The 17,874-nt window shown below is 40.7% G+C and carries 11 protein-coding genes; 6 read left to right on the top strand and 5 right to left on the bottom strand.

Annotated features, from left to right (window positions below; all coding sequences use genetic code 11):
* Positions 1-53: 53 nt before the first annotated feature.
* Entirely contained in the window at positions 54-1,586 is a 1,533-nt protein-coding gene (locus EWM59_RS05845) for an FG-GAP repeat domain-containing protein (RefSeq protein WP_130020006.1), read from the top strand.
* An 8-nt stretch (positions 1,587-1,594) separates the two neighbouring features.
* On the top strand, positions 1,595-3,133 hold the full coding sequence (locus EWM59_RS05850; protein WP_130020007.1) for a carboxylesterase/lipase family protein: 1,539 nt from the start codon (positions 1,595-1,597) through the stop codon (positions 3,131-3,133).
* Between the two features lie 229 nt (positions 3,134-3,362).
* Here EWM59_RS05850 and EWM59_RS05855 read toward each other — a convergent pair whose 3' ends face one another.
* The 5 genes from EWM59_RS05855 to EWM59_RS05875 all read right to left on the bottom strand — a co-directional run bounded on the left by EWM59_RS05855 (position 3,363) and on the right by EWM59_RS05875 (position 9,741).
* Positions 3,363-4,079 (bottom strand): hypothetical protein, encoded by a 717-nt coding sequence (locus EWM59_RS05855; protein WP_130020008.1) that lies wholly within the window; start codon positions 4,077-4,079, stop codon positions 3,363-3,365.
* A 248-nt stretch (positions 4,080-4,327) separates the two neighbouring features.
* Complete coding sequence (locus tag EWM59_RS05860; RefSeq protein ID WP_130020009.1) at positions 4,328-5,032, bottom strand: hypothetical protein; 705 nt, start codon at positions 5,030-5,032, stop codon at positions 4,328-4,330.
* Between the two features lie 243 nt (positions 5,033-5,275).
* Positions 5,276-6,994: a GMC oxidoreductase gene (locus EWM59_RS05865; protein WP_130020010.1), complete on the bottom strand. Its 1,719-nt coding sequence runs from the start codon at positions 6,992-6,994 to the stop codon at positions 5,276-5,278.
* 225 nt (positions 6,995-7,219) lie between these two features.
* On the bottom strand, positions 7,220-8,341 hold the full coding sequence (locus tag EWM59_RS05870) for a P1 family peptidase (protein WP_130020011.1): 1,122 nt from the start codon (positions 8,339-8,341) through the stop codon (positions 7,220-7,222).
* A gap of 92 nt (positions 8,342-8,433) precedes the next feature.
* Positions 8,434-9,741: a hypothetical protein gene (locus EWM59_RS05875; RefSeq protein ID WP_130020012.1), complete on the bottom strand. Its 1,308-nt coding sequence runs from the start codon at positions 9,739-9,741 to the stop codon at positions 8,434-8,436.
* 144 nt (positions 9,742-9,885) lie between these two features.
* Here EWM59_RS05875 and EWM59_RS05880 point away from each other — a divergent pair, with 144 nt between their 5' ends.
* From EWM59_RS05880 to EWM59_RS05895, 4 genes are all read left to right on the top strand, one after another.
* Positions 9,886-10,413: a DUF2911 domain-containing protein gene (locus tag EWM59_RS05880; protein ID WP_229239286.1), complete on the top strand. Its 528-nt coding sequence runs from the start codon at positions 9,886-9,888 to the stop codon at positions 10,411-10,413.
* Between the two features lie 5 nt (positions 10,414-10,418).
* Positions 10,419-10,781 carry a hypothetical protein gene (locus EWM59_RS05885; RefSeq protein WP_130020013.1) on the top strand — a complete coding sequence of 121 codons (363 nt, stop codon included), beginning with the start codon at positions 10,419-10,421 and terminating at the stop codon, positions 10,779-10,781.
* 64 nt (positions 10,782-10,845) lie between these two features.
* Entirely contained in the window at positions 10,846-16,392 is a 5,547-nt protein-coding gene (locus tag EWM59_RS05890) for an ELWxxDGT repeat protein (RefSeq protein WP_130020014.1), read from the top strand.
* A 156-nt stretch (positions 16,393-16,548) separates the two neighbouring features.
* Entirely contained in the window at positions 16,549-17,748 is a 1,200-nt protein-coding gene (locus EWM59_RS05895) for a TlpA family protein disulfide reductase (protein ID WP_130020015.1), read from the top strand.
* The last annotated feature ends 126 nt before the right edge of the window (positions 17,749-17,874 follow it).

Raw genomic sequence — 17,874 nt, forward strand, 5'->3', positions numbered from 1 at the left:
CTCCGGCATCACATCGGAGAGGTTAATTTTATCAATAAACTCAACCTGTACTAATGAAATTCTTTCGGATAATAAGCTCTTTTACTTTCCTAAGTTTATTATTCATTATTAGTTGCCAGTATAAAAAAGAGGCTTCTCAACAAAGTGGTGAAGAATTAGCCAAAGTGCATTGTGCCTCCTGCCACCTTTTTCCTGAACCTGAATTATTAGATAAAGATACATGGGAGAAAAATGTATTGCCTGAAATGGCTGTACAATCAGGCTTTCAGATAGTTGGTGGAGCAGTGTACCCTGACATTCAACAGGAAAAGCAAGGAGACTCAAGCTATCTGGTTAGCAAGGCAGTCATGAGTGTTGAAGATTGGGGAAAGATTGTTGCCTACTATGCCGAAAAAGCACCGCAGAAAATCGCCCCACAGAACCGTCCCTCAGTTACTGAAATCAGTGCCTTGTTTGATGTTTCGGCCAGGCAAGTGCAGAAAAATGGTTTCCCTGCTACCTCTTATCTAAAGATTGATGAGGGGAATCAACAACTTTATGAAGCCAGTTATTTTGATAGTTCACTCAATGTATTTGATAAAAACCTGAAACCTGTTTCATCAAGAAAGCTGAAGGCAACTATTGTGGACATAGATTTTAGAGAAGATCTGAAAAAGCCGGGTACTCGCAGTGGTTTTTTAACAAGCATAGGACTAATGCACCCCAATGACTTAAAGAAGGGAAAACTATTGGATTTTAATGCTACAGCCCAAAGCAAAGCCCTGATAGACAGCCTGCAACGACCTGTACAAAGCATAGCAGTCGATTTAGACAATGATGGCTATAAAGACCAGTTAATTTGTAGTTTCGGAAATACAAAAGGGGTATTGGCCTGGTATAAAAATATGCAGGGTAAGGGATATACAAAGAAGGTAATCAGAGAGTTGCCGGGGGCTATCAAAGCCTATATCACCGACGAAAATAAAGATGGTTTACCTGATATATGGGTGCTGTTTGCCCAGGCTCAGGAGGGCATCTTTCTCTTGATGAATAAAGGTAACGGAGAATTTGATACAAAAGAGATTTTGCGTTTTCCTTCAGTCTATGGCTCAAGTTATTTTGAATTAATCGATTTAAATAAAGATGGCTACAAAGATATTTTGTATGTAAACGGAGATAACGCAGATTTGACAAGGCATCTGATGAAAAATTATCATGGGGTGTATGCTTATCTCAACAACGGTAAAAATCAGTTCAGGCAAGCATTCTTCTTCCCGATTAATGGCTGTTATAAAGCTATTGCCAGAGATTTTGATAAAGATGGCGATATCGATATTGCGACTATTTCGTATTTCCCGGATAAGAAAAACCAGCCGCAAGAAGGCTTTGTCTATCTGGAAAGTCAGGGAAAGTTTAACTTCAAACCCTATACTATTAAAGAAGTAAATGCGGGTAAGTGGCTGACAATGGATGCCGGAGATATTGACGGCGATGGCGATGATGACCTGATTATCGGAAATCTTGATTGGAACAAGCAGTATAACCCGGAGCTTGCCCGAAAGGATACGGCATTTTTACTGCTGAAAAATCGTACAATCAAACCTTAATATAACCTATGAAGAAAATTCTATTTCTGTGCCTGATTACCTTTTTGGCGAAGGCGCAATCAAAAGCCCCTTTTGAAACCGTGCGTACGCAGAACGGTATGATATCGGGTATATATAGCAATGAAGTAAATGTTTTTAAAGGAATTCCGTTTGCGGCACCCCCTGTGGGCGAATTGCGCTGGCGGGCTCCACAACCTGTTGCCAACTGGCAGGGCGTACGCAAATGTGATACGTTTTCGGCCAGTGCTATGCAGCCTAAACCCGCTCCTTTTATGATGTATACAACTGAGTTTCTGGCACCACCGGAGCCACTGAGCGAAGATTGTTTATACCTGAATGTGTGGACAGCGGCGAAATCGGCCAACGAGAAAAGACCTGTAATTGTATGGATTCATGGCGGAGGATTTTCGAGCGGTTCAGGGTCTGTGCCTTTGTATGATGGAGAAGAGTTAGCTAAAAAAGGAGTAGTATTCGTAACCATTAATTATCGTGTAGGAGTATTTGGTTTTTTAGCTCACCCTGACTTAACCAAAGAAAACTATGGCAGAGGTGTAGGAAACTATGCTTTTCTTGACCAGATTGCCGCTTTTGATTGGGTAAAGAAAAACATAGCGGCCTTTGGTGGAGACCCCAATAATGTAACCTTATCAGGACAATCAGCAGGGGCATTTAGTGTAAATGTACTGATGGCGTCGCCTTTAGCGCAAGGCTTATTTCATAGAGCTATTGCCGAGAGTGGGGGTATGTTTGGTATTTCTCTTCGAATGAAATCGATAACTGATGCCGAGCAAACAGGCGTGGCTTTTGCGCAAAAATTACAGGCTAATTCAATAGCTGATTTAAGAGCTAAATCAGCAGAAGAAATCCTGAAAGCAGGGGGTGGTATTACCAGTCCGGTATTGGATAATTATGTGATTGTAGGCGATATGTACAGTATTTTTGCCAATCGCAAGCAAAATGATGTACCCTTACTAACAGGCTGGAATGCAGGAGACAGATTTCCGTCGCCTAAAACTTTGACAGCAGCAGAGTTTAAAGCCGATGCCGAAAAGAAATACGGTATTTTTGCCAATGATTTCCTGAAAGTATATCCTGCTAATACCGAGGCAGAGGCTAAAGAATCACAATTGGATGTAGGAGGACACCTGCTTTTTGCCTGGCAGAATTATACATGGGCTAAACTACAATCTTCTTACGAAAAGAATAAATCTTATTTGTATTTCTTCAAACACGTACCGCCACAGCATTCTGATAAACCTGATTTTGGCGCATTCCATTCGGCAGAGTTTGGTTATGCCTTACACACTTTAAGAAACTGGGACAGACCTTTTACAGAAGTTGACAGAAAATTAGAAGACCAGATGTCATCTTATTGGGTAAATTTTGCCAAAACAGGTAATCCCAACGGCAAAGGTTTACCGGAATGGAAAGCATTTGATGCCAAAAATCCGCAAGCAATGATATTTGGCGACACACCCAAAACAGAAGCCTTGCCTTTCAAACCTCAATTTGAATTCTGGGATAAATATCGGGCGAGCCAGAAGTAATATCAAGCGTGCCACGGCTATACCCGTTCGAGGAAGGCCGTGGCACGCTTAGGTTTTGAACCGAAAAATGTAAAATTTTAAATGCGGCAGCCGTTGCTGTAAAACCGAAAAAGGGATAAGATACAATATAAACAACCTTTTACATTGTACATTTCTCGGTTTTACCGGGCGGCGTTCCGCATTTTCTGTTAACATTCCTCCTTGTTCCTTTTACCATTTTCCAATCTTTTTAATTACATTCCGAATGATAAACCCATAAATGCTCATCGAATTTTGACCAGCGGTGGTTGTCTTTTAATTTTGTGAGCATAGTTGGGCAATCTTTGTACAGGGCCGCATAGGCCTCGTTATAATCTCTTTTATTCAGTTTTACTGCGGTAGCATCACCCACTTTGATAAAATACGATTTACTTTCATCATGAGTAATAGTTACGCCTTTTACTTCAGTACTCATGGTTACGACAGAGAGCGGGAAATGATAAACCTTTATTTTTGCGCTGAAAGAAGGATTGAGTAACTGTAATAATAGTTCTTCTACCTTGTCTTTTTTCACTACCTGAGCTTTTTCAAAATAGAGATAGCCTTCGCCAATAATATCAGCATTGACATCCTTATTTAATACATGCTTATTAAATGCCTCATTAATAGAGTTGTCGAGTTTGGCGAAATCACTTAAAGGCACATAGATATTCGCAATAGCATCAGCTTTTAAGAGTATCTTTTTTCCTGCTCCTTTAGGAGTAATGTTGATTGAGGAAATAAGCCCGTTTTTCATCGTAACAGTACTGATAGTACCTTCTATTTTTGTGCCGTCTGCCATAGTAAGGTAAGCTGGTTTTTTGCCTGAAACGTTTGAAGGAAAATCAAAAGCAGGTGCGAATAACTGGGCTGAAGCCGAAATAGTTGTGTAAGCAAAGAGACACAAAAGTAATGCGGTTTTTTTCATAATTGTATAAATTTAAAATGGTGGTTTCATGCAGAAACGAAATATTCAGAACTGAATTGTCAGAAACGAATCTCGTATGCTGTTAATATTTGTTAAAGTCTTTATTGGACTTTACTAATGACAATTCTAATGATTAACACCCCTATATAGCAAGCGTGCCGTGGTTCTAAACCACGGCACGCTTGTTAAACGAAAAAGGAACAAAGAAAAAGACTTTTTACTGGTTCCTTTACCCATTCTCCAATCTTTTAATTACACTCAGTAGTATAAGCCCACAAATGTTCGTCGAATTTTACCCAACGATGGTCGTCTTTAATTTTTTTCAATAAAGCAGGGCAATCTTTGTATAAACCCAGGTATGCCTGGTCATAGTCACTTTTTTTGATTTTTACAGCGGCTGCGTCTCCTACTTTTACATAATAGGATTTATCGTCGCCTCCGGCCATAGTAATGCCTGCTACACCAAACCGCATAGATTCCTGTGCACGAGGGTCATGGTAAACTTTAATTTTCTGGCTGAACGACGGATTTACTACCTGCATCAATAAGGTTTCAACATCTTTCTTGATGCCTACAGTTGACTTCTCGAAATAGGCATATCCTTTGTTAATGATTTCCATATTTACGTTGTTGTCTTTCCATTTCTGGGCATTGAAAGTCTGCTCAGAAGAGTTAACAAATTTGTTGTAACCACTTGCAGGCAGATACATGGTTTTGATGTCTTCGGCTTTAATCTTACGCTTTTTCTTTTCACCCGTAGGTAAAATTACAATTTCTTCAATCAACCCTTTTTTACGGTCAATATCATCAATGGTTCCTTCAACTTTGGTACCATCTTCTAAATTGATGTAGGCAACTTCTTTGCCCGAGAAACGGTCAAAAGCAGGAATAAAAGATTGGGCAAAAGCAGTAGTACTGCCAAATAAACAGCAAAACAGAACAATTTTTTTCATAAGAAGCATTTAGGTTTATAATTAATATTAAATAAAAGGTAGTTTTTTGTTCTGGTAAAAGGAGAATGGTTTTTTAAACAGAAAAATGCGGAACGCCGCCCGGTAAAACCGAGAAATGTAAAATGTAAAAGGATTGAAGAAGAAAAATAATCTAATCAATCGATATTCACATTAGAGTCCCTTTTACATTTTTCTGTTTTTCATTTTACATTTTTCGGTTTCCCTGTTCCTTTCTCCATATAATTAAAGATTCCCTCTTTTCAATTCAGCTACAGCATAATCAGCAGCACGGGCTGAAAGAGCCATATAAGTCAAGGATGGATTCTGACAGGGTGAAGAGGTCATGCACGCTCCATCGGTACAAAAAACGTTCTTCACTATATGGTGCTGGTTGTATTGATTAAATACAGAGTTTTTGACATCTGTACCCATACGGGCCGTTCCCATTTCGTGGATACTCAGACCGGGGTGTGCTTGTTGGTCAAAGGCTTCAATATTAGAGAAACCTGCTTTTTCCATCATGGCAACAGCCTGTTCCTTGGCATCTTTGCGCATCAGGGCCTCATTTTCTCTATAATGCACATCCATTTTCAACACAGGTTGTCCCCATTTGTCTTTTTTCTCAGTAGTAAGCGTTACTTTATTGTCATAATAAGGCATACACTCACCAAAGGCATCCAGTATCATTTTCCAGTCGCCAAAGGTAGCTACTTTTTCTTTAAATTCAGCTCCCATTCCGTCCATATCCATTGAGTGTTGCCAGCCATCACGCCAGGTATATACTTCAAAACCATACCCTCTGTTAAAAGGCTGTTTCTCTGCACCGGGCAGATTACGGAATCTGGGTACATACAAGCCCGCAGGATGGCGACCATAGTATATCTTATCTAAATCTTTCTGATAATCAGCCGTGGCTCCTACATGAAAATGATGGTCCATCAGGTTATGACCCAATTGTCCGCTATCATCCATTCCATTCGGAAAACGGTTAGAGGTAGAATTCATCAGAATAAAAGTAGAGCCTAAAGCAGAAGCATTCAGGAAAATGATTTTTGCCGAAAACTCCAGCCATTCATTGGTTTGCTCGTCGATAACTCTTACCCCTGTAGCCTTACCCGATTTTTCATTATAAATAATTGAATTGACAATGGAATGAGGCCTAAGTGTAAGATTACCTGTGCGTCGGGCAGCAGGTAAAGTAGCCGATTGCGTGCTAAAATAAGCCCCAAACGGACAACCTCGCATACAACGATTCCGATACTGGCAACTGGCACGCCCTAAAGCTGTTTGTTCTTCGGTGGGTGCAGTCAAGTGTGCCGCACGTGCCGATATTACTCTCCGGTCTTGGAAGTTGCTATTGACACTATTTCTGAAATGTGATTCAATACAGTTATCTGGCATAGCCGGCTGAAAATGCCCGTCGGGTAAGTGTGGGAGTCCGTCACGGTTTCCGGCAATGCCTGCAAATTTCTCTACGTAATCGTACCACGGAGCTATATCTTTATACCGGATAGGCCAGTCGGTTGCAATTCCTTCTTTGGCATTGGCCTCAAAATCAAGGTCTGAAAAGCGGAACGAATAACGCCCCCACATCAATGAGCGTCCCCCAACATGATAGCCACGTATCCAGTCGAAAGGTTTTTCTTCTATATAAGGATTCTCTAAATCATTTACGAAATGATGATGGGTTGACTCCATGATGGCAAAGCCTGTCCGGTTTTGTACCGGATAGTTTTTCAGCAAATCATTAGGCATCTGTAAATCGTGGTGCGGAAAATCCCAGGGGTCTTTATTGGCAGTAATATAATCAGTTATGTGTTCTATCATACGCCCACGCTCTAATAGCAGCACTTTTAATCCTTTTTCGCAGAGTTCTTTAGCCGACCAGCCGCCCGAAATACCCGAGCCTACCACAATCGCATCGTATTGGATATTTTCCTTTGTTTTTCCTTGAAAATTCATTGTATAGGTTAAAATAGAATAGAACTTAAAGGTATAGAAAATAAAGATAGCTGCCAATTAAATCTGCGTGGCACGGCTAACCTCGACCGAACATGGCCGTGACACGCATGGGCACTTGGCAGACTATCTTATGTATATTGGGAGTTTTTATGAGTTTAGGGAGTAAAATGAGTAAGCAAGCCATCCAATTTTATAGCTGAGTATAGAGATGCCACACTCGATAGGTTATTTCAACTTATTATACTTCTTACTCAACTCCAAAACCTTATCTACAGGTAAAGCCTGAATGATACCATTGGCTCCCTTGGTGGTCTGGGCAGCAAACATCGAATTGATGATGGCTTCTTCGGTAGCTTCTATGGCTGCCAGAAATAGCGGAGAAACATCGTCGTTGCGAAGTTCGGTTGCTTCATAAAACTTGGTAGGATTGCTGTGAGGTACACGTAATTGTTTAGCCGTCGAAAATGCAATTACATAATCACCACTACCATTAGAAGCTATTCCTCCGGTTTTAGCCAAACCGAAAATAGCTCTTTTGGCTAATCTTTCTAAGTTACGAGAGGTTAAGGGCGCATCTGTTGCCACTACTATCATACAAGAGCCATCAGCAGGGTCGTTCAACTGGTCGTTCATAAAATACTGTTTCAGTTCTTCGCCCACAGGCACTCCATTGATTTGTAATACCCCACCGAAATTGGTTTGTACTAATACACCTACGGTATAGCCTCCTGACTTGGAGGGCAATACCCTTGAAGCCGTTCCGATACCACCTTTCCACGCAAAACAGATAGTACCTGTACCTGCGCCTACATTCCCTTCTTCTACTTTGCCGGGCATAGCTATTTCTATGGCTCTCAATACATCTTCTTTTTTTACGTGTCGGCCTGTAATATCGTTTAGAAAACTATCGTTTGTTTCGCCCACTACCGGATTTACAGACCTAACCCTTTCATTACCTTTCTGTGCTAAAGTATAATCAATGACAGCATCGGCCGCAGTAGGTACTGAAAGCGTATTGGTCAGAATAATGGGTGTTTCAATATTGCCCAATTCCTGCACCTGACTGATACCGGCTAATTTACCAAAACCATTGGCAATAAAAATAGCCGCAGGCACTTTCTCCTGAAACAGATTGCCTTCATGCGGAATAATAGCCGTAACACCTGTACGGATTTTTTCTCCTTCAATCAGGCTCATTTGTCCAACCTTTACGCCTCCTACATCGGTAATCGCATTATTAGTGCCGGGTTTCATAACACCTATTTTAATGCCTAATTCACGAGGACGTTTTTGTTGTGCCTGTGCCATGATACTGAGGGAGATGAAAGAAAAAAGAAGAAATTTCATGTGTGAGGTTTATTGATGAAAGTGATTTTTAATGCGTATAATTCATGTTTCAGCGAATAAACTCGCTGAAGTGCTAAAAAATATTAGACTACTTACCTCTCAAACCTATCTTCAAATGCCACTTTTCCATCACCTTTAGATAGTTTTACATGATCTACCAGCCCTGTCCCTTGAAAACGGTAAGTAATACCCATAATTTTGCTGATAGGGCTTTGGTACGGAAACTCATAAGCCAACAGGTTATCGACAAATATTTTTACTTTTCCATTGACAGATTCGCACCGGACTTTTACAAAATCCTTGAAATCGGCACCAAATTTAGAAAGGTCGTGTTCTTTGCCTGAGATATTGTGGTCGATAAAATAGATATTGTTGTCAGAAATACAACCTTTGGCAGACAGGCGTATCATGATAGCAGTGCCCTCGCAAAGTAAGCCAATGTCAGTAAACTGGCAAACAGAGGCACCTTCCTGATAAGTATTTTTGATAGATGTTTCAAAAACAAAATTATCCGTTTTTATATCACCAAAGTCTCTGAGGTTAGCATATTCTGCCATCGGTGCCGTTGGTTTCATTGAAATACTCTGTGCCTGTATTTGCGCTACCGATAAGCCTAATTTGCCATCATTCAAGGCCTCTTGCTGTTTGAAATATACCGGAACAGGCTTTAGGTTAATCAAAGGCAACCAGCCATCTGTCTGAATAAATAGATTATGCTCTTGTACCACCTGATTCCCTATGACCAGTTTTGCCTGAAACGAACCCGGGTAGTAGTAAACAGAAGTATGCTGACGCTGATTTTTAGAAACCTTTACCCGTTTAGATGGGTCCCAGTCTTGTTGAATAAATACAGAGTCATAGGGGGCTTTAGAAGCGTCATAATCAAAAACAACCGAGTTAGGCACACCAACCGCTACTATTTTTTTACTGCTGAATGTATAATAAGCAGGGTCAATGAGAGAGCGGGTAGGTTGGTCTTTCGAGAGAAAATACCAGCTTACAACACCTAATACTAATAGAAGCGGCAGTATAAAAGAAAAAAGATAAGGCCTATTGGCTTTTTTAGTTGTTTTGCCATTTGCGTGAGCTTGAACTGTTACAGGTTCAGTGTTGCCGTTTTTCGGAAAATGACTCTGACGGAAAGCCCGCCAATGTTCAAAACCTATAAACTGGGCAAGTGTATTAAGCGTAGTAATGGTAGGAGCAGAGTCATATTTTACTTTTCCCCAGATTCTTTTCAGAGTTGTAGGGCTTAGGGTAATAGCAGTTACCTCAAAAATGCGTTGAGAGAGTTCTTCAAAATCCTGATTTGCCCATTTTTCGCTATTCCCCCAACCTGTTTTTTCCTCAATCAGCTTTTTACAATGTGCTAATAATATGTCTTCTGATTCAATAATCACTTGTTAATCAATTGTTTATAAAGATGAATGAATTTGCATGAACTTGGAAAGACCATGACCAGATTTGAACAGGACACCGCTTATATCTTTGTTCCATCAATTCGATAATCCTTATTTTTTAATCTAAAAATGTCTAACAAAGCTATGCAAAAGAACACAAAAAAAATGGGTCTGGCAGCGATTTTTTTCGCTTTATCTCTCTTATCTTTTACTATTTCAGCGCAGGAAGATAAATCAAAACGGCCATCGCCTCCGGCTACCACAAGTGGTGAAATCAATGGAAAGAGTGTAACCATCAGTTATGGACAACCATCTATCAAAGGGCGTGAAGTATGGGGCAAATTGGTGCCTTATGGTCAGGTATGGCGTGCAGGTGCTAACGAGGCTACCACTATTGAATTTTCAAAAGATGTCAGCATTGAAGGCAAAACACTTCCTGCAGGAAAGTATGGCCTTTTTACGATTCCTAATGCCAACGAATGGACGATAATCTTTAATAAAGTACCCAATCAATGGGGCGCATTTAAATATGATGCAGCACAGGATGCCTTGCGTGTAAACGTGAAACCTAAGAGAGCGAAGGCCTTTAATGAAAAACTGATGTATGCTATCAACAAAAACTCGGTGAGTCTGGCGTGGGAAAATGCGGAAGTAGCATTTGCTGTAAAATAGTTCGAATGAAAAAGCTATTAACATTCACATTTTGCCTGAGCTATACAGTGGTTATGGCTCAGGCAATGGTCTTTTTTATTTTTATAGAAAATGTAAGTGATACAAAAATTTTAGAATACAATCATCATAGGTCAGATAAATACCTGCCAGTGGCGGGTATTTATTTTATACCCCTAACCCCTAAAGAGGAACATTTATTTGGTAATTATTTTTCTTTTCTCAATTTATGCTATCGCATAATTGAAGGCCACAGCATTGCTCCATGCCCTCTTCCCCACTCCCCCTGCCCAAAAACCCCCTTTTTCACATGGACAAAATATGGACAATTGCGTTTTGAGCGACGTATAGTGTTGGCGTTATCTGTTTGAGGTGTATAATTTTACTGCCATAAGTGAATCATCTACCACAAAAAAACAGATAGTAAGCCTTCTTATGAAACAGTTTTTTACTCGTAAACACAGCCTTTTTTTAGCTTTATTTTTATGTCTGGCAAAGCTCAGTTCTGCACAATTGCCCTATATAGTTAAATACTTAAATGTGCAAGGCTCAGCAACTCCGGATAACCTAATCAATGTAAATGGAATTTTATACTTCACGGCTTATGATGCAGATTATACCTATGGTAATGAATTATGGCGGAGCGATGGTACCACAGCAGGAACCTATATGGTGAAAGATATTAATCCGGGAGGGGGTAGTGCTGAGATAGGCAATTTAACTAATGTAAACGGAATGCTTTATTTTAGAACCAGTGGTTCAAATGGCACCAGATTGTGGAAAAGTGATGGTACGCCGGAAGGGACAGTCGAGGTATCAACCAATGTAAGGTTGGGAGGCAGTATTGCCGATGTAAACGGAACTTTATTTTTTAAAGGAACAACTACCGCTTATGGTACTGAGTTATGGAAAACTGATGGTACTGCCAGTGGTACTGTCTTGGTAAAAGATGTTAATCCCGGAATATATGATTCGTTTATTTTGTATATGACTAATGTAAACGGAACACTCTATTTCAGAGCTTCTTATAATGGTTTCATGGAGTTATGGAAAAGCGATGGTACTACAGGCGGCACAACCCTATTAAAGCAGTTTTCCGGCACTGCTGATTTATCCAATCTTACTGATATCAATGGTACTTTACTTTTTACGGTAGATGATGGATTAAATGGTAAAGAGTTATGGAAGAGTGATGGCACACCCGCCGGAACACATTTATTAAAAGATATTTATTCTGGTGCTACCGGTTCAGCTATTACTCAGATAATCAGCGTAGGAAGTACGGCCTACTTTACGGCTACCCACCCGACTTATGGAAGAGAACTATGGAAAAGTGATGGTACTGAACAGGGAACAATACAAGTAAAAGACATTGTAGCCGGTGGTTCATGGACTAATCCGCAAAGCCTTATTAATGTAAGCGGTACTGTATTTTTTACGGCTGATGATGGCACTAATGGCCGGGAATTGTGGAAAAGTGATGGTACTCCAACAGGAACAGCATTGGTAAAAGATATTTATCCGGGTACGGGTGGGTCGTTTATTGTGAATTTGATTAACTTAAATGGAACGCTGTATTTTTGGGCAAATAACTCATCTAATGGGTCGGAATTGTGGAAAAGTGATGGCACTACTGCCGGAACAACACTGGTAAAAGACATTTATGAGGGCTATATGGGTTCATCGACTTTGTATGCTCCGGCTAATGTAAATGGGAAACTGTATTTTCTGGCAAATAGTAAAGTAGATGAGGTTGAATATAATTCAGAATTATGGACTTTAGGAACCTGTACTTCTGCCAATACTATTGTAACTGACCGTAGCAAGGCAGTTGTCTATAATAGTCAACTGCAAAACTCACCTGCTACCACCACCTGTCATTGCGATGTATTTAATAATCTGATTGCAATGGTTGAGTCTACGGGCGAGAACCCTGTTAGTGGCAATATCAGCAATAAAGTATGGATAGAAACTGCCAACGATAGCTATGTCAAGCGTCATTATGAAATTTATCCGGTCTCCGCTCCCTATAATGCTACTGGTAAAGTAACTTTATATTTTACACAAGCCGATTTCGATGAGTATAATAATGCAGTTGGAAGTAGCAGACTGAAATTACCTGACAATAGCACAGATGTTGCAGGTATCAGTAATGTAATGATAGAACAAATGGAAGGCTCGAGCGAAACGGGCTTACCCGATACTTATACAGAAGGCACAAGTACAATTAATCCTGACGATACGGATATTTTCTGGAATAGTACGGCCAGCCGATGGGAGGTCAGTTTCGCAACCACAGGTTTTGGCGGTTTCTTTTTAAAAACGCCTACATTAATTGCTCCTACTGATGTATCAGCGAGCGAAACGGCTATTTGTAGCGGTACTGAGATTTGGCTTTCAGCCACTTGTGCAGAAGGGAACTTAAATTGGTATACAAGTGCCACCGGAGGTAGTAGTATCGGTACAAGTTCACCTTTGGTGCTTTCTCCTACAAGTACGCATACTTATTATGCTGCCTGTGAATATGGAATGAACAGCACCAACAGAATAGCTACTGACGAAGTGGTGGTTACCACAGTGCCATCTACTCCAACAGAAGTATCAATTGATAAAGCCAGTATCTGTACTGGCACAAGCATTGAGTTAACTGCTACCTGCCCGATTGGCACAGTCAAATGGTACACACAATTAAGCGGAGGAAGTGCTGTTGGTTTAGGAGCTAAGCTGCAACTATCCCCTTTAGAATCTGCCTTTTACTATGCGGCCTGTGAAAATGGCGATTGTCAAAGTGATAGAGTATTAGCAGGGTCAGTAGAAGTAACTCAACAACCCACCAACCCCACAGGAATTTCGCTTAGTGCCACTAAGGTTTGCTCCTTTGAATTCATCAGTTTACGGGCTACCTGTGATATTGGCAGCATTGTGTGGTATAAGGGTGAATTTGAGACAACAAGCGTTGGTATGGGTGATAACTGGGGAGAAGTTCCGGGCATGACTACATCGTATTATGTGGCTTGCGAAAATATAGACTGCAAAAGTGAAAGAGTATTTGCGGGTACGGTAACTGTAATAGAGCAACCCGTTAAGCCAGCCGATGTTTCGGCAAGCCTGACCGCTATTTGCAGCGGTATGACTATTACCTTATCGGCTTACTGTTCAATAGGAGAGGTTGCCTGGTGTAGAGTAGGTGGAGAAGAGGATGTGTTTCTTGAGATGGGGTCAATTATTACCCAGACTCCATCAACTACTTCAAGGTATTATGCCATGTGTATAAATGGAATTTGTGAAAGTACCAGAATACTTACCGATGAAGTAGTTGTAACTACTATGCCATCTTTACCAACTGGTGTTTCAGTAAATAAAACGGATATTTGTACTGGTGCAAGCATTACGCTGACGGCTACCTGTGCTATTGGTACCCTTACATGGTATAACGATTCGGCAGGGGATACCAGCATTGGCACAGGCAATAACCTTATGCTTACGCCAACAGATACCCATACTTATTATGCGAGTTGTTTTAATGGAGATTGTGAAACGAATCTGGTAGCTACCAGTATAGTAACTGTTACCACTCAGCCCATTAATCCAACTAATGTGGCTGTCGATAAATCCATTATCTGTGCCGGAGAACCTGTTACTTTAACGGCCAGTTGTAGCATAGGAGAACCCAGCTGGTATAGTTCAGCTACTGGCGGTACAGCTTTGGGTACAGGCAGTAATTTTGACCATAACCCAACTTCTGCCATAACCTACTATGCCGCTTGTGTAAATATTAATTGTGTAAGCGAAATAATAGCCACAACAGAGGTAACCGTAAGACCAACACCTGTTAAACCGACCAATCTTTCACAATGGTCAACAACGGTTTGTAGTGGAATATCTAATAGTCTAAGTGGCTCTTGTACTACCGGAACACTTAAATGGTACGAGGCTGCAACGGCTACTACACCTGCATACGAGGGAGAGACCGTTTATATTTCTATAAATAAAACTACTACTTTTTATGCCGCTTGCGAAACCGCCTATTGTAGTAGTGAAAGAGTAGCCATGCAGGAAATCGTATTTTATACAAGACCTGTAAATCCTACTGGATTATCTGTGAATAAAACAGCTATCTGTTCGGGTGATAGTGTTACTTTAACAGGTTCATGTTCTATAGGGAACATACAATGGATACGAGCTTACACAGCAGGAGGAGTAGAGCAATACGACCTTGTTCCAACTTATACACCCGCTGAAACAAGTATCTATTATGCCTATTGTATGAATGGTACATGTATAAGTGACTACCTGCCAACCGATACAGTAACAGTAACCGGGCAACCGGGTATCCCGACTGGTTTATATCAGGGTGGTACGCAGATTTGTGTAGGTACTGGCATTTATATGACCGCCTCTTGTGCTACAGGTATTCAAACCTGGTATAACTCATCTACCGGAGGAACAGTGTTAGGAACTGGAGATTACTTTGCTCCTCAACCTGCCACTACAACAACCTACTATGTTTCCTGCGAAAATGGTAATTGCAAGAGCGCAAGAGTAGCCATGAACAAGATAGTGGTTTATCCACAACCAGTCAAGCCAACAGGCGTTTCAGTCAGCAAAACAGCTATCTGTAATGGAGAGACTATCACCTTATCAGGTACCTGTTCAATCGGAACTTTAAGATGGTACAAAACCAGTATGGGCTCAGATACTGCCTTTACCTATAAGCCTAAGATGAACACTACTTACCATGCCTTATGCTCAAACGATGCTTGTTCCAGTGAAAGTGTGGCTACTGCTGAGGTAGTAGTAACTCAACAACCGGGTACACCAACCAACGTATCAGTCAATAAAACAACCACTTGTAGTGGCGAAACCGTGAGCCTGACAGCCAGTTGCTCTTTGGGTACAATCACCTGGTATAATTCATCAACAGGCACTACCATTGTAGGCACAGGTAACAACCTCAGCCAGAGCCCAACAGCAAATATTACCTATTATGCCGCTTGTGTGAACGGAATATGTAATAGTAGCAGAGTGGCTACTCATGCAGTAACCGTAAAGCCAAAGCCGGTAGTACCTGTAATTGCAGGCAGAAATGCAATTTGTGCCGGAGAAAATATAACCTTAGTAATTGCTGCATCTACCAATAATCCCTTATCTACTTTCCATTGGTCGGGTGGATACACAGGTTTATCTCGTACTGTTGCTCCAACCACCACGGCGCATTATAAGGTGTTAGCCTCTTATGATGGTTGTAATAGCGATTCCTCTGCTGTATTTACAGTTACTGTCAATCCAATACCTGAACAACCGGGTATTAAAGCCGATAACGCCACTATCTGCAAAGGTAATACGGTTGTATTAAATGCCCAGTGTCCGAATATAACTGATAGCTTCTACTGGAATAATTCGACAGCCTCTAACAGTAATGCGCTGACAGGCTATTATAAAAGCACAAGAACTGTAACCGAACCGGGTACTTACAAAGGTTGGTGTGAGTCTAATACAGGTTGCAAAGGCCCTGAAAAAAGTATTACTATTACCGCAGGAAACAATTGTGGTGGTAAAAACTTTATTACAATTACTCCCGAAAAACCTGTTATCTGTCCTGATAAATCGGTTACGCTTACAGCTACAGGTTGTAGCGGAATTATTACTTGGTCAGGTGGGTCAGGTAGCCCGACAGGCACCGTAATTACTGTTAAACCAGTAACCAGTATTACTTATCTGGCGCAATGTAGTACCGGAGGTTTTGCATCGGTTGATGTAACCGTAGCTACTTCGGCCGTAGTGGTAAGTACAAATATCAGCACAGGTACCGAGCAGGTAAAAGCCGTCAATAGCATAGAATCGAATAAGAAAATCGGTGATCCTGATTTTTCACCTGCTCCGATAGTTACGTTTGAGGCAGGGAAATCAATTTTACTGAAACCAGGCTTTGTAGCCGATTCCCGAAGTGTATTTAAGGCGGAGATAAAAGGGTGTAATTAGCAAAGAATTGTGGCGCGAACTTCCAGTTCGTCGCACTGCGAACTGGAAGTTTGCCCCACAATTTCATTTGCCATGCAAAAAAATACTTAAGGAATTGTTAATGTTTTTGACTCAATCAGTTTTCTTCTTTACTTTGTTTTTTTAATGAATCATTCTATGAAGAAAACATATTTATTATTTTTCTGTGTCTTATTCACTCACTTTACTTTTGCTCAGGGAATTATCTGGGAAACAGATATTGAGACTGCCTTTAAAAAAGCAAAGGCTGCTAACAAGCTCGTTTATGTAGAGTGTTACCTGCCTACCTGTCCGGTATGTATGAGCTTTGAGCCTATCTTAAAGTCGGCAAAGGTAGGAGAGTTTTATAACAAGAATTTTATCAATTATAAACTCAATGGAGAGAAAGCAGAGCAGGTAAAATTTCTGAACAGTAAGAACATACACCTCCCTAATTTTCCGTTGTTTCTGTTCTTCGACCCTAATACCAATCTGGTACATCAGGCAGAAGCAGGTGAGCCCAAAGAAGATGGTGTGATTGCCATAGGAAAAACAGCACTTGACCCCGACAAAAGGTCGTCAAGTTATAAAAGACGCTATGAAGCCGGAGAAAGAGACCTGAATTTCTTAATCAGTTATGCCTATTATAGCCGTGTTACCAAAGATACTGCTACCAATTTACCTGTAGCCCGTGCGGTATATGAGGCTTTCCCGAAAGAAGATTTAAACAGCCCTATCAGTTGGGCTATTACCAAAAAGGTAGTAGAAGATATTGACAATGGCTTTGCCAAGTATTGGCTCGAACATGTAGAAGAAGCCAAAAATTATGAAACTGCCGGAGGACACCCGGGAGGAGAACAGAATGTCTATGGAGTGATTATACAGAACTCACTATACAGTCTGAGAGGACAAACGTATTCTTCTGCCAAAATCAACAAGATTAAAGAGTATATGAATAAGGTGGGCTTTGGGCAATATGCCGAAGGCGCTACCTGGCAACTGGAAGCAAAAGCGTTGGTAAGAGAGGGAAATACAGGACAGGCAATGGGAGTAATAGATAATTTTGCCAGAAAATTAGCCACCAATGGTGCCGCCCTCACGTTTATTGCATCTTTTGTATTAGATATTACAACCGACAATACCTATGTGCCTCAGGCAGAAAAATACCTGAAACAAGGCAGACCTCTGCTAAAAGACAATAACCAGATTACTGAATACTATTACCAATCTACCAGACTACAACAAAGAAAAGGCGATATAGCTGCCGCTAAAAAAGAATTAGCCGAAGCAAAAAAATATGCTACGCTGGGCAAATTAGATATGAAGAAAATTAATGATTTGGAAGCAGGGCTGAAATGATGTTTTTACGTTTTTTGCGAAGGTACTATGCGCAAATCAATAAACGGGTTTAATTTATTGGCTATTTAGGTAGTGCTCTCTGAAACAACAATAATTATCATTCCAAAAATATGATTCTGAAAGATA

It is taken from the genome of Emticicia agri, from assembly GCF_004168285.1.
GTDB classification, from domain to species: domain Bacteria; phylum Bacteroidota; class Bacteroidia; order Cytophagales; family Spirosomataceae; genus Emticicia; species Emticicia agri.

Excerpts from the sequence above, each read along its gene's own strand:
- EWM59_RS05860 (WP_130020009.1), bottom strand. The coding sequence starts at position 5,032 with ATGAAAAAAATTGTTCTGTTTTGCTGTTTATTTGGCAGTACTACTGCT.
- EWM59_RS05895 (WP_130020015.1), top strand. The coding sequence starts at position 16,549 with ATGAAGAAAACATATTTATTATTTTTCTGTGTCTTATTCACTCACTTT.
- EWM59_RS05855 (WP_130020008.1), bottom strand. The coding sequence starts at position 4,079 with ATGAAAAAAACCGCATTACTTTTGTGTCTCTTTGCTTACACAACTATT.
- EWM59_RS05850 (WP_130020007.1), top strand. The coding sequence starts at position 1,595 with ATGAAGAAAATTCTATTTCTGTGCCTGATTACCTTTTTGGCGAAGGCG.
- EWM59_RS05880 (WP_229239286.1), top strand. The coding sequence starts at position 9,886 with ATGCAAAAGAACACAAAAAAAATGGGTCTGGCAGCGATTTTTTTCGCT.
- EWM59_RS05865 (WP_130020010.1), bottom strand. The coding sequence starts at position 6,994 with ATGAATTTTCAAGGAAAAACAAAGGAAAATATCCAATACGATGCGATT.
- EWM59_RS05890 (WP_130020014.1), top strand. The coding sequence starts at position 10,846 with ATGAAACAGTTTTTTACTCGTAAACACAGCCTTTTTTTAGCTTTATTT.
- EWM59_RS05885 (WP_130020013.1), top strand. The coding sequence starts at position 10,419 with ATGAAAAAGCTATTAACATTCACATTTTGCCTGAGCTATACAGTGGTT.
- EWM59_RS05870 (WP_130020011.1), bottom strand. The coding sequence starts at position 8,341 with ATGAAATTTCTTCTTTTTTCTTTCATCTCCCTCAGTATCATGGCACAG.
- EWM59_RS05845 (WP_130020006.1), top strand. The coding sequence starts at position 54 with ATGAAATTCTTTCGGATAATAAGCTCTTTTACTTTCCTAAGTTTATTA.